Here is a 26,870-nt window from a genome sequence, read left to right as displayed (position 1 = left end):
CTCCTCGTATTGCGTGCGGGCGGCGGGCGGGGGCGGGCGGTTGTCGCGGTCTCGGTCAAACAGCGCCCGTCTTTGGCCCTGATCTGTCCTCGCTTGGGTCCGCCCTCCAGCGGGCGGACCGCCAATGCTGGGCTGCTATGGATTCAAAGCAACCCGCAAAAGGGACTGCAAGCGGCAGGTGATACACCCTGCCACCGCATCGCGAGGGCTAGAGACGCCCGAGCACGACCAGGATAATGACTATAAGCAGCAGAAGACCGAGGCCGCCCCCGCCGTAATAGCCGGTGCCGTAGAATGGCCCGCCGCCAAGCCCACTAAAACCGCCAAGCAATGCAATAATCAGAATGATGATAAGAATTGTGCCGAGACCCATGACTTGCTCTCCTGTTTGCGGCTTCGCGCCTTAGACGGAGCGGCGGTCGCCGGCTGATGTGATTATGAACTCGCTACAAGCCTTCCTGTTCCCGACTGAGACCGCATCGACGCTGCCAGGTTGAAGGATGTCAGGCGAACAAAGGTCACCCCGAGATGCCCAAGTAGCCCCGGTCTTTCAGCAATCCAGCGAGATGGGCGGCGTTTGATGCTGCCATTTCGATCGCACCCTAGACTTTTTCCGGAGTCGCCGGCAGATCGACATAGTTAACCTCCTGCATGGCCTCGCCGACCCAGTAGACCCCGCCATTGGCCGGGATGGTGAAGCCAACATCGTTCAGTGCCTGAAAGCATTCCGCGTGGCAGTGATGCGCACCGTCCTCATTGCCGACGATGGCCACCAAGGCCACCTTTCCTGCTGCCGGCATGCGCCCTTTGTCATCGGTCTCCTCGAGAAACGCATCCATCCGCTCCAGGACGCGCTTGGCCACACTCGAGGGCTGGCCAAGCCAGATCGGGAGCCCGAGTACGAAAATGTCGGCCGCCAGTATTTTCTTTCTGAGTTTCGGCCAATCGTCGCCCTCGCCCATGTCGGAGAGCACGCCGGGTTTGATATCGTGACTGAGCGCACGCACGATCTCGCCCTTCACCTCGTATTGCATCAGCGCCGCCAGGACATCGGCGAGCAACCGATCGGTGGAGGATTTTTCTCTGTCGTTCGAAGCTTTGAGCGAGCAATTAAGTGCGAAGGCCGTGAGCGGCATCTGGATCTCCCTGCATTGTCCTAATTGCGATCGCCCCGACTTCCTCGCGACAGCCCATTCGCCCGTTGCGGGACCGCCCGGCATTTAACGCCAGGGTTGAATGCTTGTTCCGCCAGGCTGACCAACAGGCCGGTGGCGAGATTGTCCCACGTGGCGACGGTCCAGCCGGCACACAGCGGCTGGCTCTTGAGCACTGACCACCGCTGGAGAACTGCAACCAGTGGGGCAACTTAGTCGATCGCTCGTCGTTTTCTCCTGAATTCCTGAGAATGGATCAACGATGCTCGTCCCTCGAAGCAGGCGATATGCAGCTGGCGGTATCCACGGCCGGCGATCCGGGCCGACCGGCCTTGATCCTTCTGCACGCTGGCCCCATTCCCGGAAAATCTATGATGGTGTGATCGATGAACTCGGCGGGCGATACTTTACGCTGGCTTTCGATCTTCCGGAGATCGGTGGATCGCGTGGCACGCCGCCGTCGGCGGAAAAGAAGGTTCTTATGCTCCTGCGGAGTTAGCGCAATGTCCGCAAGGTGATCGAGTATCGATGCAGGTCAACTGGCGGAATGCTGTGCTCCCATTCCGTGCGCGATCGTCCAGTCATGAGATACGCCGACCTTGGTTCGACGACGATGGTCCGGCGATCCCACTTGGCGCCATTCTTCCGCCGGAGCCGGAAGCTGCAAGGCGCCAGCAACGAAACACCCGCAACGTCTTCGAAATGAGGTTTGTCTCGATGCCAGCCGATGCCGGCGCCGGGCCGGTATTCATTGATCAACACTTGCGCGAAGGCCTCGGCGGGCTTGCCTGCCAACGCCGCGATCTGGTCGCGCAGGGCCAACAGGAAGTCAGGGATCGGCGGGGCCTCGACCACCTGGCGCCTATCGTAGTCGTAGCGCAGGCCAAAACCCACGACGCGCCGGTTTGCCAGATGGCCATGGAAATCGAACGCCTCGAAAGGCAGGCCTTCGAGATGCCGGGCGAGTTCGGTTTCTTCTTGCGCGGTGATAAGATCAGGCTGGTAGAGGAAACCTTCCGGCAGGTCGTCGGCGGCACCAAAGAGATCGTGCTGGAGCCCGGATGAGTCGGAGCCGAGTGCTTTCGATTTGGGTGTCGCCATCCCAGCTAGATGGTGAAGGCCAGTCCGCCTGGCAATATCGGAACCGAGCCAGCAAATCTGCACTCCGCCCTGCGGATATCACCGCACTGACCGGACAAAGCCTGTCAATCCGGAGTCTATCGGGGTGACTGTATTCAATCCAGGATTCCGCGGGCATGCCTTGAATGCGATCGAGGGACGCTGCGTCCATGTACGTACGATTCTTACCGAACCATCAGCTTCCGTTGCCAGTTGCTTGTCAGCAACTAGATTGGCAACGCGGCATCCCCAAAAAATGCCGCGGTGGCCGGCGCGGGTTTGGGCAACGGTGTCTCACCGGCATCATCGCGTCGGCCACTCGAAATGTCTTCTTGGCGGTTCAGTGGCGGAGAAGCCTCTGTTGGCCCCGGCCCTCAAGCGAGTGGCCGCTCCTGCCTCGCGGGATGCTTCGAGCCCAAATCTCCGATAAGCCGGCGGTACTGGGTTTCGGGTGGGCCGTAAGAGTCTCGCGCCAACTTTATGAGACCATCTCGATCGCGGATCGTGATCTCTCCGCGGCGCGCCCGGATATAACCGTAACTCTCGATCATCTGGAGGCCGACGGTGACCCCCGGACGCCTGACACCAAGCATGATGGACAGAAATTCATGGGTTATCATGAGCCGGTCGCCGACAGTACGGTCGCTGCACATCAGAAGCCATCTCGCCAGTCGGACTTCCAGGCTCTGCCGTGCGTTGATCGATGCGGTGTAGCTTGTCTGAACGTGGAAATATTGGACATAGCGCAACAGGAACGGTCGCAATGTAGGACTGTCCTCCAGGGCTTCGACGAAGGGGGCAGCCTCCATCCGGAGGGCCTCGCATGTCGACTGGACGTAACAGTCAAAGTTGGCCTGGTCGTCCCCCATGACCAGGGCCGAGCCGGTCATTCCCTCGAACCCGATGATTCCGACTTCCGCTTCGGTCGCCGCCGAAGTTCTCGCCACCACCGAGGCCAGTCCGCTTTCCAGAAAATAGACGGCCTCGATCTTCTGCCCCGCGGTCTCCATCGGCGCGCGCAACTCCAGGAAAACGCTCGCCAGATGTGGCCTCAGCCGCGCGAAATCGTCCGCGCTCATGCGGCGAAGCAATTCGCTCTTGGCTTGCAGTATCTGGTAATCCACGAGACTCTTTTCCCTTGGGCAAGAGCACTGGAATCTCTTAGCCGGCCGCGCCCGTCGAACGAGCGGACGGTAACGAACCATAGACTTCGTCTCGCGCAGCACTAGACGAGCCGGCGTGTTGGTATGAAACCGACAGTTACTGCTGAAGACTCGAAGGCCTTGTTGGCTGACCATCTTTCGCCAGCAAACGAGCCTCCCGCAGGATAGAGGCGCGATCGAACCCGAGGAGCGATATGATATCATGTATCTGTTGTTCAGCGGCGCCTGTATCCCGCGCAAGCGCGGTTATCGCGACTACTGGCAGACCGGGGTGCTCGGGCTCCTTCGCCATGCAACGCCATGCCTCGTGATGGACAAGAGCGATGGTCACTCCCAAGCGTCAACGCCCAAACTGTGCTGCTGACGATTGCCCTTTGTACGCTTCCGTACAGAGCTTTGCGAGTCAATTCGGGCCGAGGCTGATTTGAGGGTTCTTGCGTCCTTGCGTCGTCCGTCCGTCGCCCCGAAATTCTTCGGAACGATTGCCCGGCTGAGAGGTTCAAATATTCCACCCAACAGGAGTCCGAACGATGGATCACACCAACCACGTACCCTCACAAGCACCGAACTGACGCCAGACATTCTCGAAGACGCCACCATTTACGACGCGGATGACAACAAGGTCGGCAGCGTTTCGCATGTCCACGGGTCTGGAGCCGCCAGTCAGGTCGTCATCGATGTCGGCGGCTTTCTCGGCATAGGTGCCAAGCCGGTGGCCGTTCCCGCGAGCCAATTGGAATTCATGCGCGATGAAGACGGCGACGTTCACGCGGTGACGAACTGGACCAAGGATCAGCTCAAGAACATGCCCGAGCATCACGATGCATGATTTTGAGGACTTCACCTTGAACGGGAGCGGCCGTTCGGCCGCTCTCTGAACGTCCTTGGGCGCGACAGGATTGACAGACGATGCGGCGCGAGACCGGAGCCTGCTTCTGCGGAGGAATCGCCGCAGCCATGGACGGAGAGCCTTTCTGGATATGCTACGATCACGACGACGATTGCCGCCGGGCCATCGGAAGTCCGATGACAATTTGGGTCGGTTACCGGCCAGAGCAATTTCAGCTTCTTAGAGGGGCACCGAAGGCCTTTTCCAAAACGCCAGGCGTCACCCGCACGTTCTGCCCGGACTGTGGAAGCTCGATAGGCTATAGCGACGAAGGTCTGCCGGACGAGTTCTACGTGGCGGTCGGTTTTCTTGACAAACCTGAAGGTTTTCAGCCGCAAGCCCATGCCTATTGGGATCTGAGGCTACCGTACATCGAGTTTGATGACAGCCTGCCACGCATCGACCGATATTCGAGGAAGCGCGACCCGAAGTTGGGCAACCCGCGCGACCGGTAGTCGCCGTGCAAGGCGCGAGGGCATCGGCGGAACCTGACGATCGCTAACGGGTTATTCGGGCAGACCCGTCGGGTGCCACCATGCCATCGACCGTGATCCGAAACGCACAATACGACCCCGCCACCAGGATCCTCTCGGTCTGGTTTGTTCCGAGCGGCAAACGTTACGACTATGAGGATGTTGCTCCGGTAACTTATGCCGCTTTCACCAAAGCTTCCTCAAAAGGCCGCTTCTTCAATGAATTCATCCGAGATCGCCATCGGTACCGCCGCGTGGCGTGACAAGTTCGGACATGAGCAGACGATGCACGGAACCTGACCCGCACCGTCTCGTTGACGTCTCGTCGAAGCAAACCAGGCAATGACAATTCATCTGGATATGCTCGGGACCGGCAAAGATCGATCGGAACAGCCTACAAAGGAGTTCAAGAGCCATGACGGCCAAGAAGCAGAAGACCGAAAGCAAGGACAAGAAGGCGCTGCGCTTGGCAGAGACCACCGACGTCTCACCCAAGCAGGCCAAGGAGCTTATGCAAAAGCATGGCAATGACAGCCCCAAGGTCGAAAAAGAAGCCAGAAACTTCAAGGCGGAAGGATAGGATCCGCATTGAGGCCCGGCTTGCATGACCCATGCAGGGGATCGGCCGCCAGGCAATTCGGGATTAAGGGGGTTCGCCGGCCTTTTCGGCCGCGAGCGCAAAGGGGAAGTGCAGCACCAGGTTGCGGTTCTCGTCAAAAATCTCGAAGGCCAATCCGGTACGCAGCGGCTTGCCATGCAGCAGCTCTTCGGCGAGGATTTCCTTCGCCGACGCCATCGCGTTTTCCTCGGCGCTCGCGAGATCAGAAAATTCCTGGCCCTCGGGATCCTCCTGCAAGCTTCCGCTCTCATCTCGAAGGTCGAAAAAGTACCTGGACATGCCGACTGAACTCCTCATTGCGATGATAGAATCGGAAGCGCCAGCCTCAGATTTCAGTGCCTGATGTACCTGGATTGTCGAAGAGCACAGCCAGGCCATGCTCGATGGCGCAGGCCGCAATCAGATCATCGAAGGCCTCTCCCGAAAGCGGGCAACTTGGCATCACCTCCCGAATTGCGGTTCCGGCCTTGGCGGTAGAGATCACATGGTGGCGTTTCTTGCGTGTCTCGACATATTGCTGGACCAGGATTTTCAGGCGCCTCACCGCAACATCGTCCGTAAACATGGATTCCTCAGCCAATGCCTGAAGTATGGCTGTCGGCGTGATCATCGTGCCGACGGTCTCGGGGTTAGCCGAGATTGCTCGCACAATATTTCCATGGGCAGTTGGTTCCCCCGACCGCTTGCTTGGTAATTTTCGTACAGGGAATGCCCTTGCCCGCGCTTTTGCCGAGCCGAACCGACGCCGAGTTTCCGATGCCAATGGCGAGCCTTCAGGCTTGCATCACCTTACGGCTGTGACGTGCAACGACACTTTCCTCATTGGTCGCAATCACGCGCACCTCCACCTTGCTCTCGGGACGACTGATGATTTCGGCGTGGATGTCGTTGGCGCGTTCTTCAAGCACCACGCCAAGCCAGGTCAATTTTTCGCATATGGCCTTGCGGATGGACGCGGACCGTTCGCCGATGCCGGCGGTGAACACGAGGCATTCAAGACCACCCATCGTGTTTGCAAGCGCTGCTGCTTCCTTCGCCGCGCGGAAGGCAAAAAGCGCCATCGCCTCTTGGGCGCGAGGATCGTTGCTCGCTTCCAGCGTCCTCATGTCGCCCGAAATACCGGATACGCCGAGCAGTCCCGACTTCTCGTAGAGCATCGTCTGCAGCTCCTCAGCCGCGATGCCTCTTTCCAGCAGGAAGTACAACAGCACGCCGGGATCGATGGCGCCGCACCGCGTGCCCATGACGAGGCCATCCAGGGCCGAAAACCCCATCGTCGTATCGATGCTCTTGCCCTGCTGCAAAGCACAAAGGCTGGCACCATTGCCGAGATGGGCGACGATGGTGCGTTTCGCCGCAAGAGTTGGCGATATCCCGCTGAGCCGCCCGGCGATGTATTCATAGGAGAGACCGTGAAACCCGTAGCGGCGCAAGCCTTGCCCTTCATATTGGCGCGGAAGGGCGAAGCGCCGCACCAGCGGATCGATCGTCTGGTGGAAAGCGGTGTCGAAACATCCGACCTGTGGCAGGTCCGGTTGCAAGGCGGCTATTGCACGGACCGGCGCAAGACTGCGAGGCTGATGCAGCGGAACGAGCGGCGTCAACCTGTCGATGGCGTCGATGATGTCCGGGGTCAGACGGACAGGTTCGATGAATTCGCTTCCGCCATGCACGATGCGATGGCCGGCGCAGAGCAGGTTCCTTTCGCCAATTTCGCCCTGCACCCAATTCAGCATCTCGCCTATGGCTGCGTCACGCGGCCCGTCGGTGGCGAGCTGCCGATCGCACTGCACCGTTCCGTCGGCCGCTTTTGCGCGGAGGGTGGGGGTGTCGCCCAGGTCCAACGTGCCGCGCGAAACGAGCTGCAGAGCCTGCAACGAGACAAGATCGTAAAGCGCGAACTTGATGCTGGACGAACCGGCATTCAATGCCAGGATCGATTGGCGCATCATTGGCGCGCCTTTGCCGCGCCTTTGTCGGGCCAGCTCCATTTCTGGATTTCGGGCATATCATCGCCGTGCTCGCGGACATAAGCCCTGTGCTTCACCAACCGGCCGTGGAGTTCGCCGGCAAGCTCTTCGGCCCTTTCGGCCAGTCCCGGCACGCGTTCGATGGCGGCAAGCGCGAGGTGGTAGCGATCGAGTTCGTTGAGCACCACCATGTCGAACGGCGTCGTCGTGGTGCCCTCCTCGCGGAAGCCATGCACATGCATGTTGTCATGGTTGGCGCGACGGTAGGTCAGGCGATGAATAAGATAGGGATAGCCGTGATAGGCGAAGATTACAGGCCGTGTCTTCGTGAACAACGCATCGAAGTCTCCATCGGCGAGCCCGTGCGGATGCTCGGTGTTGGACTGCAGCGTCATCAGGTCGACGACGTTGACGACGCGGATTTTCAGGTCGGGGATCGCAGAGCGCAGAATGTCGGTCGCGGCCAGCGTTTCCAGGGCCGGCACGTCGCCGGCGCAGGCCATGACCACGTCGGGCTCCTCGCCCTGAGCAACCGTACCGGCCCATTCCCAGATGCCCGCCCCCGCCTTGCAATGCGCTTCGGCTTCTTCAATGGACAGCCATTGCGGTGCCGGCTGCTTGCCGGCGGTAATGACATTGATGCGGTTATAGGTTCTCAGGCAATGATCGGTGATCCACAGCAGGGTGTTGGCATCCGGCGGAAAATAGAGCCTTACCGTATCGGCCTTCTTGTTGGCGACCAGATCGGCAAAGCCCGGATCCTGATGGCTGAAACCATTGTGATCCTGCCGCCAGACATGCGAGGTCAAAAGGTAATTGAGCGAGGCGATCGGCTTGCGCCAGGCAAGCTCGCCGGAGGTCTTCAGCCATTTGGCATGCTGGTTGACCATCGAATCGACAATGTGGATGAAGGCTTCATAGCAGGAGAACAGGCCGTGGCGGCCGGTGAGCAGATAGCCTTCAAGCCAGCCCTGGCAGAGGTGCTCGCTGAGTACCTCCATGACACGTCCGTCACGGGAAAGATGGACGTCGTAGGGTTCAATGCGCTGCATCCAGAGCCGATCGGTAACTTCGAACACCTCGTCGAGGCGGTTGGATGACGTCTCGTCCGGCCCCATCAGGCGAAAATTCCGCGCCTCGGCATTGAGGCGGAACACCTCGCGAAGATAGCTTCCGCAAATCCGCGTCGCTTCAGCGATGACGCCTCCCGGACGAGGCACTTCCAGCGCCAGGCTTTTCCAGTCGGGAAGAACAAGATCGCGCTTCAACAGTCCGCCATTCGCGTACGGGCTTGCGCCCATGCGCTTTGTCCCTGTTGGGGCAAGTGCCGCGAGCTCCGGCAACAGGTGCCCGCTTTCATCGAACAGCTCTCCCGGTTCGTAGCTTCGCATCCAGTTTTCGAGGATCTTGCGGTGGCCCTCATTTCCGCGTGCGTTCGACACCGGCACTTGATGCGAGCGCCAGAATCCCTCAACCTTCTCGCCATCGACCTCCCTGGGACCTGTCCATCCCTTGGGGCTGCGCAGCACGATCATCGGCCATTGCGGGCGTTGACCATGCCATCCCGGAGCCCGTGCCTGTTCCTGAATGGACCGGATGCGATCGAGCACCGTGTCGAGTGTCGCGGCCATCGACTGGTGCATGGCAAGCGGCTCGTGGCCTTCGACGAAGAACGGTTCGTAGCCATGGCCGGCGAAAAGATTTCGCAACTCCTGATCGTCCATGCGGCCGAGGATTGTCGGATTGGCGATCTTGTAGCCGTTGAGATGCAGGATCGGCAGGACGGCGCCATCCGAGGCTGGGTTCAGGAACTTGTTGGAATGCCATGCCGCCGCGAGCGGACCGGTCTCGGCTTCACCGTCACCAACGACGCAGGCAACCACCAGATCCGGGTTGTCGAAGGCCGCACCAAAGGCGTGAACCAACGCATATCCCAATTCACCACCATCATGGATGGAGCCTGGCGTCTCGGGCGCGGCATGGCTTGGCACGCCGCCGGGGAAGGAAAACTGCCGGAACAGTTTCCTGAGGCCGTCTTCGTCCTGCCCGATATCGGGATATATCTCGCTATAGGTGCCCTCGAGCCAGGTGTTGGCGACCATTGCGGGGCCGCCATGGCCCGGCCCGCAGATAAACAGAGCATCGAGGTCGCGTTCGCGGATAACGCGGTTCAGATGCACGTAGAGAAAGTTCAGCCCCGGCGTCGTGCCCCAATGGCCAAGCAGCCGCGGCTTGACGTGTTCGGCCTTCAACGGTTCGCGCAACAGCGGATTGTCGAGCAGATAGATCTGGCCGACCGAGATGTAATTCGCGGCGCGCCAGTAGCGGTCCATGAGGTCGATCCGTTCGTGGCCGATGGCCTGCGGCGTCGCGGCAGCCTTGTCGTTCATCGACATCTCCAGCTTCGGTTCGCTGGTGATAACTGGGGCATCTTTGCGCTTGAGCAACCCCCGACTGCCGCGTTCGGGTCGGCGTCACGACCCACGCGGCCGAGAGACCGGACGCCATCTCAGCCGGCTTTGCGGCCCTGTCCGCAAATAGGCGGGAACCTTGAAGTACTCCGGCGGTTAGAAACTGGAATCGCGAAGGCCAGGCTCAAGGCAGGTACCGCGAAGGATAGCCTCGAAGCGTTGCACCAAAGGGAGCTAAAAGATGCTCGATCTTCCTCGTGCCCGTGATCGAATGGTCAATATCCATGTCGGCCGGCGTGGCATTCATGACCGTGAGATTCTGCAGGCAATGCGCGAAGTTCCACGCGAGGCCTTCGTCGAACCCGGCTTCGAGGAATTTGCTTACGAAGACACGCCGCTGCCGATCGCCGATGGCCAGACCATATCGCAACCCTACATTGTCGCGTTCATGATCGAGATGGCGGATGTCAAACCGGGTGACCATGTGCTCGAAATTGGCACCGGCTCGGGATACGCGGCCGCGGTGATGAGCCGGATCGTCGAACAGGTCTACACGATAGAGCGTCATCCCGGTTTGGCCGAAACGGCGAAGCGGCGGTTTGAAAAACTCGGCTACCAAAACATCGAGGTTCGGACAGGCGATGGCACCAAGGGCTGGCCGCAGGCGGCGCCGTTCGACGCCATCGTGGTGACAGCCAGTGGTCCCGGCGCACCGCTCGCCCTTCAGGAGCAACTCGATGTCGGCGGCAGGCTCGTCATTCCGGTCGGCGACGACCCGGATTTGCAACGTCTGCTCAAAGTCACCCGGACAGGCGCCGCAACCTATAGCGAGGAGGATTTCGGCGGCGTGCGCTTCGTCCCTCTGATCGGCGAGCAGGGTTGGTCGGAAAACGGCACGGCCACCGACGTTGGTCGTCCGCTTCGACATCCCCATCCGATCAGCCTGCCTGATATGATCGCGGCCGCGGCCGAACCCCTGCCCGATTTCGACGATCCGGCCTTCGGCGCATTGTTCGATCGGTTTGCCGACCGGCGCATTGTTCTGCTTGGCGAGGCAAGCCATGGCACGTCCGAATTCTACAGGGCGCGCGCGGCGATCACCCGCAGGCTCATCGAACGCCACGGCTTCACCATCGTCGCGGTCGAGGCAGACTGGCCCGACGCAGCGGCGATCGACCGCTATGTTCGCCATCGTCGGCCGCGAACCGGCACTGGCGCGCCATTCCAGCGATTTCCGACCTGGATGTGGCGCAACACCGATGTCGCGGCCTTCACCGACTGGATGCGCCGTCACAACGAGAAGCTAGAGCCTTCGGCGCAAGCAGGGTTCCACGGCCTCGACATCTACAATATGAGCGGTTCCATCGGCGCGGTCCTCGACTATCTCGACCGGGTCGATCCCCAGGCAGCCAAGATCGCGCGCGAACGCTATGGCTGCCTGACGCCCTGGCAACACGATCCGTCCACCTACGGCCGCGCGGTGCTCACCGCCGGCTATCAAAAATGCGAGAAAGCGGTGCTGGAACAATGCCGGGACTTGCTCGCCAAACAGCTCGAATATGCAAAAAGGGACGGCACCGACTTTCTCGACGCCAGTCAGAATGCCCGGCTGATCGCGTCCGCCGAACACTATTACCGGATCATGTACTATGGCGGCGCGGAGTCCTGGAACCTGCGCGACACGCACATGTTCGAAACGTTGGAACATTTGCTGCATGCCGGCGGCCCCAACGCCAAGGCCGTGGTGTGGGCGCACAATTCCCATATCGGCGATGCCCGCTTTACCGAGATGGGCGTCGTCAGGGACGAACTGAACATCGGCCAGCTCTGCCGGCAGCGTTTCGGGGATGAGGCAGCGCTGATCGGTATGGGCACGCATTCCGGCACTGTAGCGGCCGCCAGCGACTGGGACGGCAAAATGGAGGTGAAGCAAATCCGCGCGTCGCACGCCGACAGCTACGAACGGCTTTGCCACGATTCCCTTGTGTCGCGGTTCCTGCTCGACCTCGGGCGCGACACAACGCTGCGTGAGCGGCTGCTGGAACGCAGGCTGGAGCGATTCATCGGGGTGATCTACCGGCCGGAAACCGAGCTGGGCAGCCACTATGCGGACGCTTCCCTGCCCCGGCAGTTCGACGCGTTCCTATGGTTCGACAAAACCGCGGCAGTGACGCCGCTTGGCCCGGAGCATGCAAGAACCGGCGTTCCCGACACCTACCCCTTCGGGCTTTAGCCGGCGCGCGGCGAACCAATGAAGAAGCTGAGGCGTGGAACCGGAACGAACTATCCGGTCTGCGATTTCAAAACTGCAATCCCCGTCGAAGGAGTTTTCTCATGACCGGAACCAAACATCCGAAATGGAAGAAACCGAGCGATGCCGACTTGGCGAACAATCCTGGTATCGGGACTTCCAAGGGAACGATCAAGGAAGGCGAAGAGTTCGAGCTTGAAGGCGAGAACACGGTCGAAGGTGACGTCGAAAACGACACGACCGCCGCTGGCGGGATCGATCCAAGACAAAAAATGCGGACCAACAAATAGCTGCCCTGCGCGTCGCTGCGATCAACTTCGCCGGAAGGAGTGAACCATGCCACTTGCCCTTAGCAGTGCCGCCTTTGCCGAAGGCGGACAAATTCCCGAAAGATACACACGAGACGGCAAAAACGTATCGCCGCCGCTGAAATGGTCTGGAGTGCCGGACGAAGCAAAGAGCCTCGTTCTCGTCGTTCAGGATCCTGACGCGCCGAGCGGAACGTTTGGTCATTGGGCGGTGTTCAACATCTCCCCGGACACGAGGGAACTTCCCGAGGCCGAAAGCGGCAAGCCGGGTCCGGGCGCCCTCAGGCAAGCAACGAATGATTTTGGCAACGCCTATTACGACGGCCCTGAACCGCCGGTCGGGCATGGCGTTCACCATTACCATTTCCGGCTGGCCGCGCTCGACACGCCGAGCCTTGCCATTCCAGCCAGCGTGGGCATCGAGCGCATCTGGCGGGAGGCGCAGAAACATTCGCTTGAGCAGGCTGAACTCATCGGAACCTACGAACGCAATTCGTAAGTTAATGACCAGGGGCGACCGAGGTGGCCTGCTGCACGGAACGGTTCTCCTCCTCGCCGGTTGTCTGGGAAAGGAGATGCCGCCATGTTTGGAGATATCATGTGGTTGGTCGTCGTTGCCGGCGGCCCATTGCTGCTGATCGTGCTGATGGCCTATGCCGTTATCGCACGCCGTCGGCGTGGACCCGCCGAACAACGGGAGAGCGACCGGGCGACCAACCGGCTGTACCAGGACAAGCGTTGATCCGCGTCGGCAAGACAATCCGATTGGCAAGACATCCAATCGGCAAGACATCCAATCGGCAAGACAGGGGATCGTATGCCGCACCGAAGCGACGACGATCCCCAACTACGGTCAGCGCATTATCCTTTGCCGCAACCACGCAAAGAACCTGCCGCTGATGGCTGAGCGGACCCGCGTCGCAGCCCAGCGCGCTTTCATGGTTGAGCCGACGTGGCAATCGCAGACGATGTCGTGCAGCTGCCAGTCGTTCAGCTCGAAAAAGCGCCTTGCCTCACCGTATGTGTCGTCCTTTAAACCCGATGCGCGCAGCACTGGATCCTCGAAGGCGACCGAAATTGCCGTTCCCTCGCCCCGCATCAATGAACGTGCTTCAGGGTGCAGATGTTCGGTGCCTGCAAACGCCCCAAGGCATCGCTCGGGATTACGCTCCAGCAGTTCAGCCCAGCGCTCTATGCGCTGATTTCGTGTCATGGCGGAATAAGCAGCCGACGATTCAATCTTGGCGACGGCATGCAGTTGGTCGAGTGTTTGATGTTTCATGGCCAGCTCCTGTTGAGGCAGCGAAGCGCCCACGCCTTCAAGGGAATTACCGCGCGTTAATGCTTCGACAAGAGCGCCAGGCTGGAGAATTCGACACAACCGGATTGGGCCGGCGGGATCATAAACATGCCGGCTGCGTTCATCGACGGGGGCTGCTTGTGACAAGCCACTGATCCGCGACGGGATGCATCCATGTTCATCCAGCCAATCGACTATTTCCTTGCCGTCTGGTTCGCTCTTGCCGCCGCCTCGACGCTTTATGTCGGCTTCGATCAATACCGCAACAATCCCGAACCGGTGGTGATGAAATGGGGCTTCATCCTGGTGACCCTCTATATGGGTCCATTGGGGCTGCTGCTTTATGTGCTTGCAGACAAGGAGCCACGTCCAGGCGAGCATGAAGACTTCACCAGGCCGCTGTGGAAACAGGGGGTCGGCTCGACCATCCACTGCGTTGCCGGCGATGCGACCGGCATCATTCTCGCCGCAGTCATCACGGCAACGCTTGGCCTGCCGATGTGGCTCGACCTCATCGTCGAATATCTGGCGGGCTTTGCCTTCGGCCTGTTCATCTTCCAATCGCTGTTCATGAAATCGATGATGGGCGGCACCTACTGGGAGAACGTGCGCAAGAGCTTCTTGCCCGAGTTCATCTCGATGAATTTCATGATGGCCGGCATGGCGCCCGTCATGAGCTTTCTGATGATGGGACGCGACATGCGCGCCATGGAGCCGACCGAGCTTTTGTTCTGGGGCGTGATGTCGATCGGCGTCATCGCCGGCTTCACGCTCGCCTATCCGGCCAATGTCTGGCTGGTCGCGCGCGGGCTGAAGCACGGATTGATGACGCAGCGCCCGCAGGCGAACGAAACGAGCAATGGAGAGCCGACCGCCCACCAACAGCACGCTACGCATCACCCCAACGCCGGCGACGATCGACGAAGCCGCAACACCTCCCACAAGTCCAAACGCAGCGGCCATCAGATGGAGACGGACGCTACGACGCCGCAGATTGCGGCCCTCGGTACTGTGTCGGTGTTGGCGTTGGCGATCGGCATGGCCGCGCCGGCGAACTGGCTGAACCTGACGCTTTCGGCGCGTGACGTCGGCGGCGCGATCATGCCGCAAGGCATGATCATGGGTCGCGACACGCCGGCGGAATCCATGCGTGACATGGCTGCAACCGATCCGCGTCGCGTCACCTCGTCCTATGGTCTTGCCGCCAAGGGCGACCAGGAACTGCCATTCCGTCTAGAGAACGGCGTCAAGGTGTTCGAGCTCAGACCATCGGTGGTCCGCTGGCAGATCCTGCCCAACGTCGCGGTCGACGCCTATGCCTACAATGGCCAGATTCCCGGTCCGCGCATCCACATTCGCCAGGGCGATAAGGTTCGCATCGACGTCACCAACGACCTGCCCGAGGAAACCACGGTGCATTGGCACGGCATGATCCTGCCGAACCAGATGGATGGACCTGCCGAGATCACCCAGCCGCCGATCGAGCCTGGACAATCCTATTCCTATGCGTTCACCGCGACCCAGCACGGGACCTACTTCTATCATCCGCATGCCAAGCCGGACCGCACCCAGGCGCTGGGGCTTTATGGGGCGCTGATTATCGATCCCGCCAATCCTGCCGACGAGGTTCCGGCTGACCACGACTATGTCATCGAACTTCAGGAATGGCTGGTGCGCGATGGGCTGACTTATCCGTCGATGCCCATGGAAGGCGGCATGCCGAACTTCTTCACCATCAACGGCAAAGCCTATCCCGCAACCGACACCATTCCTATGAAGGTGGGCGAGACGCTGAAGGTGCGTTTCATCGGCACCAACAACGGCTTCGTCCATCCAATGCATATCCATGGCGGACCCTTCGAGGTCGTCGCCCGTGACGGTGAGACGCTTTCTCCCTCGGCACGCTTCCTAGCTGATACCATCAATGTCGGACCGGGACAGCGCTATGACATCGTGTGGAAGGCGCTGCGTCCCGGCAAGTGGCTCATTCACTGCCACATCCCGCATCACACGACGAACAACAATGTCGAGGAAAAGGGAGGCGGCGGGCTGATGGTGGTCATCGAGGTCGGCTAGATCTGCCAACCCCTTGCGAATTTGCCGATGTCATCCGGAGGCCGCGTCGTTGCGGGCTACTTCTTGATAATGGTTCCGTTGCGCAAGTCGAATGCCTCGGTACCGCGAGCCTGGCGGTAGAAATCGTCCTGCAATTCGCCCCACTCGCCGAGAAAGGCGCCGCAATTGCTGCAATGAATTGGCGTCGATTCCTTGGCGTTGTCGGGAATGTCCATTTGGATAGTCCCACAAGCCTTGCAATCGAGTTTGTCGTCCAGCCGTCGTCCCATTTCCCAATGATTGCGCATTTTCGGCCATGAGCCAATTGTCGATTTCGTACCAAATCGCTTCAACCACCGGTGAGTCCTCCAGCCATGGCTCATCGGTCAATCGCGAGAGTCAAAAAGGACGGCCAGCCCCAGTTCCCGTGCCAGCTCGACGATCGTCTCCATCAACTCATCGTCTGTATCCTGCAAATAAGGCGCGTCGCTGCGAGCGGCCTCTATCGCCGCTTTGACCGAAACGATGTCGCCGTATCGCGCACTTCGAAGCTCCTCTGCCAGAAATGCCTTGGCGGTACCGACAGGTCTTATTGCCCGTCTGGCGATGCTCATGCGGCTCCCTCCCATGGTCACCTCTGCTTTATTTTGATCCTCTCCAAGGTGCAGATCAATCGATGGTACGATTCCGTACGCAACCGCTCAGCCGGTTGGGAGACAGCCATATGACGTCGTCTGGGCCATGGTTCGTTCGGCGTTTCCCCAGGGGGATCGACGCGAAATTGCCCAGTGTGACCAGCCCCGCGGGAACAATCGCTCGGCATGGGGGTTTCTTCAGAATCTCCCTCGAAGGATGCAAGGAGCGACCATGCGCATGTTGACGATAGCTGTCGCACTTTCCGGGGCGGTCATCATTCAGCCCGTCTACGCCCAAACTGTTGGACCGCAGCTTCCCCAGGTGACGCCACCGCAGGGCGAAGTGCAACCGGAGCAGGCGCTGCCAGATCCAGGCTCTGCTGATTTGAATTTCACCGGCGTTGCCATTGTCGCCGTCGAGGATCTGCCTGACGAAATCAAGGCGCAGGCGGATGCCGTGATCAATCAGACCAGCGCCGAAGATTTGCTACGCCTGCAAAACTCAGTCGATGCTTCGCCTCAAGCGGCATCGGCCTTGAGGGCCAATGGGCTCAATTCCTCGCAGGTTGTCGCTGCAAACATAGATGGCGATGGCACCCTGACGCTGATCATTCAGACGACGACTTGAGGCGCCGAACCATTCGCATCACGCCTTGCCCCGACAGTCGCGGAGAGCAGCAATGGTCGAAGCCGCCGTTCGCAACTTCACCATCAATTTCGGGCCCCAGCATCCCTCGGCCCACGGTGTTCTTCGGCTGGTGCTCGAACTGGACGGCGAGATCGTCGAGCGTGCCGATCCGCATATTGGCTTACTGCATCGCGGCACCGAAAAACTCATAGAGCACAAGAACTATTTGCAAGCGCTGCCCTATTTCGACCGGCTCGATTATGTCGCGCCGATGAACCAGGAGCATGCCTTCTGCCTCGCTGCCGAAAAACTGCTCGAAATCAGCGTTCCAAAGCGTGGACAACTCGTCCGTGTTCTTTTTTGCGAAATCGGCCGGCTTCTGTCGCATCTCCTCAACGTCACGACGCAGGCCATGGATATCGGCGCGCTGACGCCGCCGCTTTGGGGATTTGCGGAGCGGGAAAAGCTGATGGTTTTTTACGAGCGCGCCTCCGGCGCCCGCATGCATGCGAATTATTTCAGAATCGGCGGCGTGCACCAGGATATGCCTCCGAAGCTTCTCGACGACATCTGGGCTTTCTGCGATCCGTTCCTCAAAGTCTGTGACAACCTCGACGAATTGCTCACCGGCAGCCGTATCTTCAAGCAGCGCAATGTCGATGTGGGCGTAATCGGGCTGGAGGATGCCTGGGCCTGGGGATTTTCCGGCGTGATGGTGCGCGGATCGGGCGCCGCATGGGATTTGCGCAAGGCACAGCCATACGAATGTTACCCGGACATGGATTTCGACATTCCCGTCGGAAAGAACGGAGACTGCTATGACCGCTACCTGGTCCGCATGGAGGAGATGCGCCAGTCGGTGCGGATCATGAAGCAGTGCCTGGAAAAACTGCGGTCACCCGAAGGCCAGGGGCCGGTCGCGCTTCCAAACCAGAAGATCACGCCGCCGCGGCGCGCCACGATGAAACGCTCGATGGAGGCGACCATCCAGCATTTCAAACTTTATACCGAGGGGCATCGCGTGCCGGCCGGAGAAGTCTACGCCGCGGTTGAAGCGCCAAAGGGAGAATTCGGTGTTTATCTGGTTTCCGACGGGGGCAATGTCCCTTACCGGTGCAAGATACGCGCGCCATCCTTCGCCCATCTGCAGGCGATGGATTTCCTGTCTCGAGGGCACATGATCGCCGACGTTGCCGCCATCATCGGATCGCTCGACATCGTGTTTGGCGAGATTGATCGTTAGCCGTCCGAAGGTGTGCTTTGCCCCGCGATGAAGGTGTGCTTTGCCCCGCGATAAAGAAACTCCCCTTCGTCCTACGCGTGGATGGGAGGCTCTTCATTCTCGTCGGGATTGGGCAGCGGGGTCTCGTCCGGGAGCCTTTCCGGTTCGGGTTCCTCGATCGGCTCGGGCTTCCATGTTGGAGGCGGCACGGGAACATCGCGATTTGGGTCTGGCTGTCTTGGCTGTGGCATCGAACTATCTCCGTTCAGTCGGAACAACTCGTGCGCCGGGGCATGGTTCCTGGCAGAATCCAGCGAGATCGTTACGCCCTCGGGACACGAGTATGTTGGTCCGCCCAGGTGAAGGCGCAAAAGTTGCAGATCGTTCGGAACCGGTCGGATTTTCGAGCCGTTGTCGTCGACAGGGATCAAGGAGAAGCGCGATGAAGGACAAGGAAGGAAATATCGACCATACATTGCCGCAGGTCGCCATCGACGATCAGCAGGTGCGACAACTGGCGGCCACGACCGATTTGCCGTCCAGGCAGGCTCGCGAACTGGTGCGCCGTCATGGCAACGATCCCCGGAAGCTGGAAGAGTTGGCGAAATCGATCAACGCCACCAATTGAGTCAAGGCCAATGGACACCACGGCGCATGCCGCTGGCGTCAGATTTCGAGCAAGGCGTAGGGGCGGCCGCTTGGCTTGGCCACATGCATGGCGACGTTGTAGACCTTGGCTCCGCCAGGTGTTTGACCTTCGTAAGAACCGCGATGTGCATGACCGTGCACGACAGCACTAACCTGGAATCGATCGATCGTCTCCGCCAGGCGTGAAGAGCCCAGAAATGGAAATATCTCCGGCGGTTCTCCCGCGACTGTGTCGGCAATTGGCGCGTAGTGGAGGATCACCAGTGTGCGCTTCGCCCGCACCTGGCGCATCGCATTTTCAAGTCGCATTGCCTCGTTCACGCTTTCCGCGACCATCGTCTTGATCGCCGGTTCACCGAATGAGCCGAGCATGCGTGACCCGAAGCCGCCTATGAATCCCTTCACGCCGACAAAACCCACCTCCTCGATTTCAACTGCCTGCCCGTCGAGGAGATGAACATGCGCCTGGCGCAGGATCTTCGTGACGTCTTCCACCGCACCAGACTCGTAGTCATGATTGCCGAGCACCGCCACGACCGGGATCGAGCAGTTGCGCAGATCCTCGGCCAGCATCTCCGCTTCACGAGGCTTGCCGAGATTGGTCAGATCTCCCGTGAGAACGAGAATGTCGGCTTCGCTCGATATCTCGCCGAAGAGGTCGCGATACGAGGTTTGCGCATCTTCCCGCACATGGAGATCCCCGACCGCGGCAACTTTGAGCGCGCGTGCGCCCTCCTTGGGCGCGCTGCTCTTGACGGGATCAGCCATCACGGAATTCTCCCACACCACCGACGCCGGCGAAGCCCCATTCCTTGACGTCGATTTCGTAATCGGTTTGCGAAAGCAGCCGCCCACGGCAGATCTTCATCCTTGGAGACGGCAACTGCCGTTGCTTGGCGAGGCGGTCGAGCAATTCATCGAGCAGCCACGCCGGGATATGATCGCGCTCGCTCGGATAGATCCACCTGAAATTGATAAGCTGCATCAACAGAACCTCCCAGTGAACCTCCAGATAAGAAAGCAGCCGGTGCCAATCGATCTGATCGCCCGCCTTGAGAATCGTATGAGCGATATCGGCGCCATCGTGTCGCCCTCTGTCCTGGATAAAGCATTTGGACCAGATGAGTTCGGTCGGGCCGATGATCCGCACCCTGCTGCCCAACAGCTCTGTTTGGCGGGCGTGTTCCAGCCACAGGTCGCCAACAGGCACCGTGCCGTTGGCCGAGCCGAATATGACGTCGAAGAAATGCGTGCCCTTGAACACCTTGCCGAGCCACCGGTCATCCTCGATTTCGACGGCATATCCAAGCTGCTTGAAATGGGCCAGGATCCGCGCGTAGTCGCCTGCCTTGCAGAAGATATCGAGGTCCTTGGTCTGGCGGGTGACACCCGTATAAGCGCTTACCGCGTAGGTCCCGGCGACCAGAAAGGGTATGTCGGTGGCGGTAAGCTCACGGATTGCTTCCGTGTAAAATACCTCCGCCTCGGCATTTTTGAGCGTCGGCGCCGCTTTTGCATCGATCTTGGGAAGCGAGACCAGAACGTTTTCAGGCAATGGACCATTGGTCATGAAACGATGACTCCGAATCCGGCAACCGGCAGTCGCCCGCTGTGGTAACAACGTGAACCTCGCCTGGTTCCGCTATCAGGCGACCAGCCAAGGTTCATTCTCGTCACGTACTGGAAATTTCGGGATCGCGCCTGCCGACGCAAGCCGCCCCAACGTCCTCGCCGGCAGCGCAATGTCGCCTCGAAATCGGCGCATGCCACCGCCAATGCCCCGTTGGCCCAAATTTGAAACACCAGGTGGGTGATCGATCTCGATTGTTTTAGAGTTTATTGGGCTTACCCGATCGGCACAAAGCTGAAGCCGGGGCGCTTGACTTAACCGCACCCGATCGGCGTGCGCTAAGCATCATCAGGATCCATCAAGGCATGACCCCCTCGCCTCCCTTTCTCGGCTTTCCAGACCGTCTCGCAGATGGTCACATGCCCCGCGCGGTGATCTTCGGGGCCGGTCACGGCAGCACTTATCCCGGCAAGGACAGCCGCGGCCACGCCTTGGCGGCGGATGCCATCCGCGCTGCGAGCCAGGACGACGCCACGTTCGTCGGGCACTGGGATTTCGATCTCGGCGGTCCGCTGTTCGACGGCAAGCCGGTGTCTTGCATCGACGCCGGCGATATCTTGACCACCATGCATGACAATGCCGGCAACAGGGTCAGGATCGAGGCAAAAACGTGCGAGATCCTGGCATTGCCGGCCGTGCCGATCCTGATCGGCGGCGACTGTTCCATGACCATTCCCTTCCTCGCCGGCTTTGCGGAGCACGGGCCGGTCTGGGTCCTGCAGATCGACGCCCATATCGACTGGCGCGACGAGGTGTATGGCGAACGCCACGGCTATTCGAGCCCGATGCGCAGGGCGAGCGAGATGCCGCATGTAGCAGGCATGGTGCAAGTCGGCCTGCGCAGCGTCGGCAGCGCACGCATCACCGAGATCGAAGCGGCACGGCGCTATGGCAGCCACTTCGTGACCGCCCGCGAGGTTCACGCTCAGAGCGTCGAAGCCGCGCTCCGGCATATTCCGGAAGGCGCGCGGGTTGTCGTCACCCTCGACTGTGACAGCCTCGATCCAAGCATCATGCCGGGCGTGGCGGCGCGTACACCCGGCGGCCTCACCTACACGCAGGTGATTGACCTGATCGCCAGCCTCGGCAGACGGGCCCGGATCGCAGGGTTCGACCTTGTCGAGTTCTATCCTCCGGCCGATATCGACGGCCTGTCAGCGCTGACCGCCGCGCGCCTTCTCGTCAATGTGGTCGGCACCGTCGTCCGGCAGGTTTGATGTCAAAACCCTGCTCTTCGCCGCAGACCGGCCCAAAAGCGCGTGAGGGAGCTCGCGGTTGAAATGCCCTTTTCCACACCTGAGTACTCGATCCTGCCTTGTCCGGCCGGCTCGTCGCTCCAGACCAAGTTGAAAGCAATGCCCTTGAGCCCAAGTTCCCCGATCCGGCGTACGATCGTCTCCTGCAGATAGATATCGGATATTCGCACCCCATCGGCACGCTCTGGGAGCTTGAATATCTCGGTACCGCCGATTGCGTCCGCTCGAAGGACGAGGCTTTGAAGAGCGATATTGGCTCGTCAGCACGAAGCGGCAGGAATTCACCGTACGGTTCGAGGGTTGGCCGAAGCAACTTCAACGCCCTCGCCCGCGGGATGAGCACATGCTCGCCAAGCCATGGAAAATCTGAATATCGCCGGAGCGTACCATCGTCGTGCTCGCGCAGGATCTCCATCCCGGGCGGATGCCATCGTGTCTGCTTCCGGCCGCAGAGCATCGAAAACAGCTGGTAGTCGTCCGCCTGTCGAGGAAGGACCCATTCCTGTCCTTCGACCACTCAGGACATAGATATTCATCCGATCCCCCGCACATCATCGCCTTGGTAGACTCGGCCTGCTGCGCGGTTCTTCGCGCGCATTCTCACCGCTGGTCCCCGACAGCCGTTTGCGGCACCGGCGGCAATTCGGGTGCATCCATCCCCTTGAAAGGGTCACGCCAGGCGTCGATGTCTTCAAGCCGACGGTACCAGCGGCTGACAGAAGAATAATCGTCGAGCGGCAATCTGGCGGCATCGTTGAACGGCAGGAAGGTCGCCATTCGAAAATCGGCATAGGAAATCGAATTCCCGACCAGCCACTGCCGCTCGGCAAGCACGGCGTCGATTATTGCCGCGGCCGTATGGAATTGGTTTAGGCCCTCCTCCACCCGCTTCTGATCGATCGGGCCGATGCCGTACCGCTGTTTGGTTCCACGCTCGAAATGCACCGTGTCGCAAGCGGATGCGAAGTGCTCCTTGCCCCAGCTGAGCCACCGGATCATCTCGGGTTCGTCATCGCCGGTGCGCCAGAAATCCGAATGCGCGTCGCGCGAGAGCCTGCAGGCTATGGCGTCTGCCTCCCAGAGGCTCTTTCCCTCATCATCCACAAGGATGGGCAGTGAGAGATTGGGATTTAACGGCCGATATTTCTCCGCCTGCCCCGGAGCGAAGGGCGAGGCGAATTCAAATTCGACTTTCGCGTCGAGGTAGCGTGCCACCGCGAGCGCGAGCCGAGGGTTCGGATTGCGGCTGAAATACAGCTTCATTGGGCACCGACGGTCTGAGCGACCACGCCATAGTCGATCATGGGCGGTCTCTATGCAGCTTCGAAGCCAGCTCGAGCGTCCATGTATCCTGACGGACTGGGCTCGCTTTTCATCGTTTTTCGCCAAGCTTCCTGCTCGGCATTTATCAGAGCCAATTCCCAAACACAGGCAACAACAGGTCTCTTTACCGTATCCATCGGTTCGGCGGCGGAATACAGCTTCCGATAGATATGCTGACAAAGCACCGAACCTTGTATCCACCAGTGAACCGAGATGGAAACACCCAGCTCGCCAGGGTGAATAATCACAAAGCCCATGCCATTGTCGTCACCCTCGTCCACCACACGCGGCAGAACCTCCTGTCGCACGAATGACTGTGCCAGGGTCACCATGGGTCCGTCGACCTTCTTGTTGTCTGCGACGAGGCCATAGACTTTGAGCTTGAGACCGCCAATGTCCCATTGGCCCAAATTCAAAACACCACGTGGATGGTAGATCTCGATTGTTTCAGAATTCACTGGGCTCACTCCAATTCAGCCATTCGCGCACGACGCTGCAGCAGACGTACCTGATAGCTCAGAACACGCTTCGCGGCAGGCTCGATCAACATCACGCTAGGCTTATCGATAAACTCACCATCGAAATCCACCGGGCTTGCAAGGCCATGCCAGGGTTCGATGCAAAGAAATGGCGCGCCGCCGGGTTTGGACCAGATACCCAATTCCTGGAATCCCTGCCACAACATCTCGATCGCGGGACCGCTCTCGGCAGCGTAGCGCACGCTGGAACTGACGGGCCGATCCATGATCACCGCGTCCTCGCCGAAGAGCCTTTCGGAGAGTGCCAGCCTTTTGCCTTCCACAGGCGTCGGTTGTGGCGCTTTCAGCAGCAGGCCGTCCTTCAGGCGGCGGATCGGCGCTTGCTCGGCGGAGGCAAAGGTCAGCTGGTAATCCGTCTTGGCCAGATCCGGAAGCAAAGGCCAATTGAACGCCGGGTGCGCCCCGATCGATGCCGGCAGCGGCTCATCGCCGGTGTTGGTGATGTCGAAGGTCACATCAAGCTGATGGCGGTCCAGCGTGTAAGTCACTGCCAGGCGAAAGGCGAAGGGGTAGTGCGCGCGGGTATCGGCATCGTCGGTGAGCACCAACGTGCAGGATCGTGGTCCCCTCTGCGCCCAGGCGAACGGCTTGTCGCGCGCGAAGCCGTGCTGGGTCATCGGATAGGTCTGGCCGCGATGGCGCAGTTGGTCGCCCTTCAGCCGGCCGACGATTGGAAACAGCACCGGCGAGTGACGCCGCCATTCCGGACCGGCCTGCCACAGAAACTCTGTGCCGTCGGCATCGCGTAGGGAGACAAGTTCGGCGCCCTGCCCGACAACAGTCGCCGAGATGCCGTCACCGTGAAGCGTCAGGCTGTCCTGTTCCATGCGTCCTCGCGGCTATCTGGCGTGGCCGGCAGGCTAGCAAAAGGGGACATGCGAACTCAAGAGCGGCAGATTTACATCGCGCCTCAGTCAGCCGCGATGAACGATCCACCGCACATGGCAAATGCTGCCTCAAATAAAAAACCGTGGCCGGAGGTTTCCCTCCGGCCACGGTAAGTTGCGAAATGTTGCCTGCTACGGTCCGGATTACTCGCGTTCGCCGGTGAAGTTCAGCAGCAGCTGGAAGATGTTGATGAAGTTCAGATAGAGCGAGAAGGCGCCGAAGACGGCAAGTTTCTGGCGCGATTCCGCGTCGAAATTCCCGGCATACTGTTCTTTGATCGTCTGCGTATCCCAGGCGGTCAGGCCGATGAACACGGCGATGCCGATCACCGAGATGGCGAACTGCAGCGCGGTCGAGCCGAGGAAGATGTTGACGATGCTGGCGATCACCACGCCGATCAGGCCCATGATCAGGAACGACGAGAACTGGGTCAGGTCGCGCTTTGTCGTGTAGCCGTAGAGACTGGTGGCGCCGAACATGGTGGCGGCGATGAAGAAGGTGCGCGCGATGCTGGTTCCGGTGAAGACCAGGAACACGGAGGCGAGCGACAGGCCCATGACCGCGCAGAAGGCCCAGAACATCGCCTGGGCACTCGCCGCCGACATGGTCTGCATTTTGAACGAGAACAGCAAGACGAAGGCGAGCGGTGCCAGCATCACCACCCATTTCAGCGGGCTGGAGAAGATCGGCACGTAGAGCGCCGGCGTCGATGAGATCATGAAGGCGACGAGGCCGGTGACCACCAGGCCGACGCCCATGTAGTTGTAGACGCGCAGCATATGCTGGCGCAGGCCCTCGTCGAAGATGGCTCCGGTTTGGGCGCCGGCGCCGACGCGATATCCCAGATTGGGGGTGTTCATTTGCGTTCTCCTTTGTGAATCGATCAGTAAAGCGTCTTGGCAAGCGTCTCGGCGGCGCGGTCGAGGTCGTGGACCTCGCTTCGTCCGACCACCGCATAGGCGACATCGCCGATCTGGAAATAGGCCGACGAAATGTCGCCCGAGGGCGCTATCGCCGGCTTGACGACGTCGAAGGTTCCGGGCCGGATCGCAAACAGCGACACCAGCCCCATGTCTTTCGTCTCGACCGCCATCTCGACGCTCGGCCCAAAGCGCGACGGATAGATCTGCACGTCGCGCACCCTCCAATCCGTCGGCAGCGACGGCATGACGATGGCAGTGGCGGCGCGGATTTCGCCGGCGTTGTAATTGGGCGTTTCCGCCTGCGATGGCATGCTCTCGCGCACCAGCGTCGTCCTGTGGGCCTGCACCGCCTCGTCGACATAGGCGGGCGGCTGCGGCGAGGCGACGACCTTGGTCACCGACATCGGCCCGATGATGCCGTTTGCCAGCCAGCCGGCGGCGACGAAGCCGGCGACCGCCGCCGCGCGCTGCAACACGCCGAAGAGCCGGCCGCGGGCAAGCCCCCTCTCCAGCCGCCGCGCGGCATCGGCGGTCGCGGGGCGCGCCATGCCCTTGGAGCCGGCAAGCGCCACGCGCAGTTCATCCCGGGTCCTGAGATCCGACATCACGCGCGCCGCCGCCTCCGGGCGAGCGGACAAGAATGCTTCGACCTCGATGCGGCGGGTAACGTCGACCTGGTCGTCGACATAGGCGTCGAGGTCGATATCGGTCACGGGATCGACAGTTGCGGTCATGACGGGCCTCCAACGATCCTGAGGTGGTTTTTTGCCTTCGCCGGCTCCTCCATCTCGCGCAGTGCGGCGCGCGCCCTGCCGATGCGGGACATCAGCGTGCCGAGCGGCACGCCGCTGGCATCGGCGGCCTGTTGATAGGAGAGGCCTTCGATTGCGACGAGGTGCAGCGCTGAACGCTGTTCTTCCGGCAGGCTGAAAAAAGCCTCGCGCACCTGCGCCAGGCGCACCGAATGCTCCTGTGGTGCCGGCGTGCTGCCGTCGGCCAGGTATCCAGCCTGTTCGACGCGCGACGCTTCGGACTTGCGGGACCGCATCTTGTCGATGAAGGTGTTGTGGACGATCGACAGCAGCCACGCGCGCAGGTTTCCGCCGGAGCGGAACGTGCTGCGCCGCTCATAGGCGCGCACCAGCGCGTCATGGACAAGATCCTCGGCGTCGGTGCTGTCGCGCGTCAGCGAGCGCGCATAGCGACGCAGCGAACCGAGCTGTCCTATGATGTCAAAGCGTGGCACCGGCGGTTTCATGTCCTGTTTACGGAGCATGTAGGGATTTTAATCCCTGCCCTGCCAATTTTTTCCCTTTGATGGCATCGTTCGCTTTTACCCTGCGCCTCGCAGCATCGAGCGGCTCCCTGGAACCGCATGATGAAGCCGAGAAATACAAGCTCCCGGAATCGTTGTGCGGGTGATTTCCATCGGTGCATCGACGGCAGGCGTGGCGGCAGTGGGACCA

At 60.4% G+C, this 26,870-nt stretch carries 31 protein-coding genes and 2 pseudogenes; 14 read left to right on the top strand and 19 right to left on the bottom strand.

All coding sequences use genetic code 11. The features are described 5' to 3' along the window. Window positions 1-208: 208 nt before the first annotated feature. The 4 genes and pseudogenes from AC0L24_RS08615 to AC0L24_RS08600 all read right to left on the bottom strand — a co-directional run bounded on the left by AC0L24_RS08615 (window position 209) and on the right by AC0L24_RS08600 (window position 3,352). Window positions 209-373 carry a DUF3309 family protein gene (locus AC0L24_RS08615; RefSeq protein WP_013531546.1) on the bottom strand — a complete coding sequence of 55 codons (165 nt, stop codon included), beginning with the start codon at window positions 371-373 and terminating at the stop codon, window positions 209-211. 145 nt (window positions 374-518) lie between these two features. Beyond that, a pseudogene (locus AC0L24_RS08610) lies at window positions 519-1,136 on the bottom strand (flavodoxin family protein). Window positions 1,137-1,649: 513 nt separating this feature from the next. Beyond that, a complete protein-coding gene (locus tag AC0L24_RS08605; RefSeq protein WP_127398381.1) occupies window positions 1,650-2,255 on the bottom strand; it encodes an alpha-ketoglutarate-dependent dioxygenase AlkB in 606 nt (201 codons plus the stop codon). A 392-nt stretch (window positions 2,256-2,647) separates the two neighbouring features. Further along, window positions 2,648-3,352, bottom strand: coding sequence for a Crp/Fnr family transcriptional regulator (locus AC0L24_RS08600; RefSeq protein ID WP_164873984.1), 705 nt, complete (start codon window positions 3,350-3,352; stop codon window positions 2,648-2,650). A 286-nt stretch (window positions 3,353-3,638) separates the two neighbouring features. Here AC0L24_RS08600 and AC0L24_RS08595 point away from each other — a divergent pair, with 286 nt between their 5' ends. From AC0L24_RS08595 to AC0L24_RS08575, 5 genes and pseudogenes are all read left to right on the top strand, one after another. Continuing rightward, window positions 3,639-3,800: a hypothetical protein gene (locus tag AC0L24_RS08595; RefSeq protein ID WP_164873844.1), complete on the top strand. Its 162-nt coding sequence runs from the start codon at window positions 3,639-3,641 to the stop codon at window positions 3,798-3,800. 166 nt (window positions 3,801-3,966) lie between these two features. Then, window positions 3,967-4,265, top strand: a pseudogene (locus tag AC0L24_RS08590) (PRC-barrel domain-containing protein). Between the two features lie 80 nt (window positions 4,266-4,345). Next, a complete protein-coding gene (locus AC0L24_RS08585; RefSeq protein WP_292139803.1) occupies window positions 4,346-4,780 on the top strand; it encodes a GFA family protein in 435 nt (144 codons plus the stop codon). An 80-nt stretch (window positions 4,781-4,860) separates the two neighbouring features. Then, on the top strand, window positions 4,861-5,061 hold the full coding sequence (locus tag AC0L24_RS08580; protein WP_127320534.1) for a KTSC domain-containing protein: 201 nt from the start codon (window positions 4,861-4,863) through the stop codon (window positions 5,059-5,061). A 152-nt stretch (window positions 5,062-5,213) separates the two neighbouring features. Then, on the top strand, window positions 5,214-5,378 hold the full coding sequence (locus AC0L24_RS08575; protein WP_127810345.1) for a hypothetical protein: 165 nt from the start codon (window positions 5,214-5,216) through the stop codon (window positions 5,376-5,378). A gap of 63 nt (window positions 5,379-5,441) precedes the next feature. Here the strand turns inward: AC0L24_RS08575 and AC0L24_RS08570 are convergent, their stop codons facing one another. The 4 genes from AC0L24_RS08570 to AC0L24_RS08555 form a co-directional block, all read right to left on the bottom strand. Continuing rightward, a complete protein-coding gene (locus tag AC0L24_RS08570; RefSeq protein ID WP_127395996.1) occupies window positions 5,442-5,696 on the bottom strand; it encodes a DUF6894 family protein in 255 nt (84 codons plus the stop codon). A 46-nt stretch (window positions 5,697-5,742) separates the two neighbouring features. Further along, a complete protein-coding gene (locus tag AC0L24_RS08565) occupies window positions 5,743-6,027 on the bottom strand; it encodes a hypothetical protein (RefSeq protein WP_245481724.1) in 285 nt (94 codons plus the stop codon). A 163-nt stretch (window positions 6,028-6,190) separates the two neighbouring features. After that, complete coding sequence (locus tag AC0L24_RS08560) at window positions 6,191-7,369, bottom strand: acetate/propionate family kinase (RefSeq protein ID WP_127810344.1); 1,179 nt, start codon at window positions 7,367-7,369, stop codon at window positions 6,191-6,193. Next, window positions 7,366-9,777: a phosphoketolase family protein gene (locus AC0L24_RS08555; RefSeq protein ID WP_127810343.1), complete on the bottom strand. Its 2,412-nt coding sequence runs from the start codon at window positions 9,775-9,777 to the stop codon at window positions 7,366-7,368. The genes AC0L24_RS08560 and AC0L24_RS08555 overlap by 4 nt, the downstream gene beginning before the upstream one ends. Before the next feature lie 262 nt (window positions 9,778-10,039). Here AC0L24_RS08555 and AC0L24_RS08550 point away from each other — a divergent pair, with 262 nt between their 5' ends. The 4 genes from AC0L24_RS08550 (at window position 10,040) to AC0L24_RS08535 (ending at window position 13,099) form a co-directional block, all read left to right on the top strand. Continuing rightward, window positions 10,040-12,031 carry a protein-L-isoaspartate(D-aspartate) O-methyltransferase gene (locus AC0L24_RS08550; protein ID WP_127810342.1) on the top strand — a complete coding sequence of 664 codons (1,992 nt, stop codon included), beginning with the start codon at window positions 10,040-10,042 and terminating at the stop codon, window positions 12,029-12,031. Window positions 12,032-12,132: 101 nt separating this feature from the next. After that, complete coding sequence (locus tag AC0L24_RS08545; RefSeq protein WP_013531530.1) at window positions 12,133-12,339, top strand: hypothetical protein; 207 nt, start codon at window positions 12,133-12,135, stop codon at window positions 12,337-12,339. A gap of 46 nt (window positions 12,340-12,385) precedes the next feature. Beyond that, window positions 12,386-12,856 (top strand): YbhB/YbcL family Raf kinase inhibitor-like protein, encoded by a 471-nt coding sequence (locus AC0L24_RS08540; RefSeq protein WP_127268875.1) that lies wholly within the window; start codon window positions 12,386-12,388, stop codon window positions 12,854-12,856. A gap of 84 nt (window positions 12,857-12,940) precedes the next feature. After that, window positions 12,941-13,099: a hypothetical protein gene (locus AC0L24_RS08535; protein WP_127268877.1), complete on the top strand. Its 159-nt coding sequence runs from the start codon at window positions 12,941-12,943 to the stop codon at window positions 13,097-13,099. A gap of 111 nt (window positions 13,100-13,210) precedes the next feature. Here AC0L24_RS08535 and AC0L24_RS08530 read toward each other — a convergent pair whose 3' ends face one another. Further along, window positions 13,211-13,639 carry a hypothetical protein gene (locus AC0L24_RS08530; protein WP_127268879.1) on the bottom strand — a complete coding sequence of 143 codons (429 nt, stop codon included), beginning with the start codon at window positions 13,637-13,639 and terminating at the stop codon, window positions 13,211-13,213. Between the two features lie 192 nt (window positions 13,640-13,831). Between AC0L24_RS08530 and AC0L24_RS08525 the strand changes: the two genes are divergently transcribed. Next, window positions 13,832-15,733, top strand: coding sequence for a multicopper oxidase domain-containing protein (locus AC0L24_RS08525; protein WP_473563647.1), 1,902 nt, complete (start codon window positions 13,832-13,834; stop codon window positions 15,731-15,733). A 56-nt stretch (window positions 15,734-15,789) separates the two neighbouring features. On the opposite strand, the gene AC0L24_RS08520 is transcribed toward AC0L24_RS08525, so the two are convergent. Both AC0L24_RS08520 and AC0L24_RS08515 read right to left on the bottom strand, forming a co-directional pair. Then, window positions 15,790-15,948: a hypothetical protein gene (locus tag AC0L24_RS08520; protein ID WP_081738677.1), complete on the bottom strand. Its 159-nt coding sequence runs from the start codon at window positions 15,946-15,948 to the stop codon at window positions 15,790-15,792. 150 nt (window positions 15,949-16,098) lie between these two features. Next, on the bottom strand, window positions 16,099-16,326 hold the full coding sequence (locus AC0L24_RS08515; protein WP_292695812.1) for a hypothetical protein: 228 nt from the start codon (window positions 16,324-16,326) through the stop codon (window positions 16,099-16,101). Window positions 16,327-16,579: 253 nt separating this feature from the next. Here AC0L24_RS08515 and AC0L24_RS08510 point away from each other — a divergent pair, with 253 nt between their 5' ends. The 3 genes from AC0L24_RS08510 (at window position 16,580) to AC0L24_RS08500 (ending at window position 18,825) form a co-directional block, all read left to right on the top strand. Then, entirely contained in the window at window positions 16,580-16,975 is a 396-nt protein-coding gene (locus AC0L24_RS08510) for a hypothetical protein (RefSeq protein ID WP_292337183.1), read from the top strand. Between the two features lie 52 nt (window positions 16,976-17,027). Then, window positions 17,028-18,218 carry an NADH-quinone oxidoreductase subunit D gene (locus AC0L24_RS08505; protein WP_128309968.1) on the top strand — a complete coding sequence of 397 codons (1,191 nt, stop codon included), beginning with the start codon at window positions 17,028-17,030 and terminating at the stop codon, window positions 18,216-18,218. A 421-nt stretch (window positions 18,219-18,639) separates the two neighbouring features. Beyond that, window positions 18,640-18,825, top strand: coding sequence for a hypothetical protein (locus AC0L24_RS08500; protein ID WP_127271064.1), 186 nt, complete (start codon window positions 18,640-18,642; stop codon window positions 18,823-18,825). Window positions 18,826-18,863: 38 nt separating this feature from the next. Here AC0L24_RS08500 and AC0L24_RS08495 read toward each other — a convergent pair whose 3' ends face one another. Both AC0L24_RS08495 and AC0L24_RS08490 read right to left on the bottom strand, forming a co-directional pair. Next, window positions 18,864-19,613 (bottom strand): metallophosphoesterase family protein, encoded by a 750-nt coding sequence (locus AC0L24_RS08495; protein WP_127271062.1) that lies wholly within the window; start codon window positions 19,611-19,613, stop codon window positions 18,864-18,866. Then, window positions 19,606-20,415 (bottom strand): nucleotidyltransferase family protein, encoded by an 810-nt coding sequence (locus tag AC0L24_RS08490; protein ID WP_023812007.1) that lies wholly within the window; start codon window positions 20,413-20,415, stop codon window positions 19,606-19,608. The genes AC0L24_RS08495 and AC0L24_RS08490 overlap by 8 nt, the downstream gene beginning before the upstream one ends. A gap of 365 nt (window positions 20,416-20,780) precedes the next feature. Here AC0L24_RS08490 and AC0L24_RS08485 point away from each other — a divergent pair, with 365 nt between their 5' ends. Continuing rightward, window positions 20,781-21,692, top strand: coding sequence for an agmatinase (locus AC0L24_RS08485; protein WP_127396591.1), 912 nt, complete (start codon window positions 20,781-20,783; stop codon window positions 21,690-21,692). 639 nt (window positions 21,693-22,331) lie between these two features. Here the strand turns inward: AC0L24_RS08485 and AC0L24_RS08480 are convergent. The 6 genes from AC0L24_RS08480 to AC0L24_RS08455 all read right to left on the bottom strand — a co-directional run bounded on the left by AC0L24_RS08480 (window position 22,332) and on the right by AC0L24_RS08455 (window position 26,680). After that, on the bottom strand, window positions 22,332-22,994 hold the full coding sequence (locus AC0L24_RS08480; protein WP_127396595.1) for a glutathione S-transferase family protein: 663 nt from the start codon (window positions 22,992-22,994) through the stop codon (window positions 22,332-22,334). Window positions 22,995-23,044: 50 nt separating this feature from the next. Further along, complete coding sequence (locus tag AC0L24_RS08475) at window positions 23,045-23,512, bottom strand: hypothetical protein (protein ID WP_473563646.1); 468 nt, start codon at window positions 23,510-23,512, stop codon at window positions 23,045-23,047. A 5-nt stretch (window positions 23,513-23,517) separates the two neighbouring features. After that, the gene (locus AC0L24_RS08470; protein ID WP_127271128.1) at window positions 23,518-24,420 is read right to left on the bottom strand and encodes an aldose 1-epimerase family protein; all 903 of its coding nucleotides are present in this window, start codon (window positions 24,418-24,420) and stop codon (window positions 23,518-23,520) included. Window positions 24,421-24,624: 204 nt separating this feature from the next. After that, window positions 24,625-25,341: a Bax inhibitor-1/YccA family protein gene (locus AC0L24_RS08465; RefSeq protein ID WP_473563645.1), complete on the bottom strand. Its 717-nt coding sequence runs from the start codon at window positions 25,339-25,341 to the stop codon at window positions 24,625-24,627. Between the two features lie 23 nt (window positions 25,342-25,364). Then, window positions 25,365-26,138: an anti-sigma factor family protein gene (locus AC0L24_RS08460; RefSeq protein ID WP_127272302.1), complete on the bottom strand. Its 774-nt coding sequence runs from the start codon at window positions 26,136-26,138 to the stop codon at window positions 25,365-25,367. Continuing rightward, window positions 26,135-26,680, bottom strand: a complete 546-nt coding sequence (locus AC0L24_RS08455; protein WP_127321069.1) for a sigma-70 family RNA polymerase sigma factor — start codon at window positions 26,678-26,680, stop codon at window positions 26,135-26,137. Before AC0L24_RS08455 ends, AC0L24_RS08460 begins: the two co-directional genes overlap by 4 nt. Between the last annotated feature and the right edge of the window lie 190 nt (window positions 26,681-26,870).

The organism is Mesorhizobium sp. WSM4809, assembly GCF_055811655.1.
The sequence above is the reverse complement of the archived record's forward strand: the minus strand, read 5'-3'. Positions and strand labels throughout refer to the sequence as shown.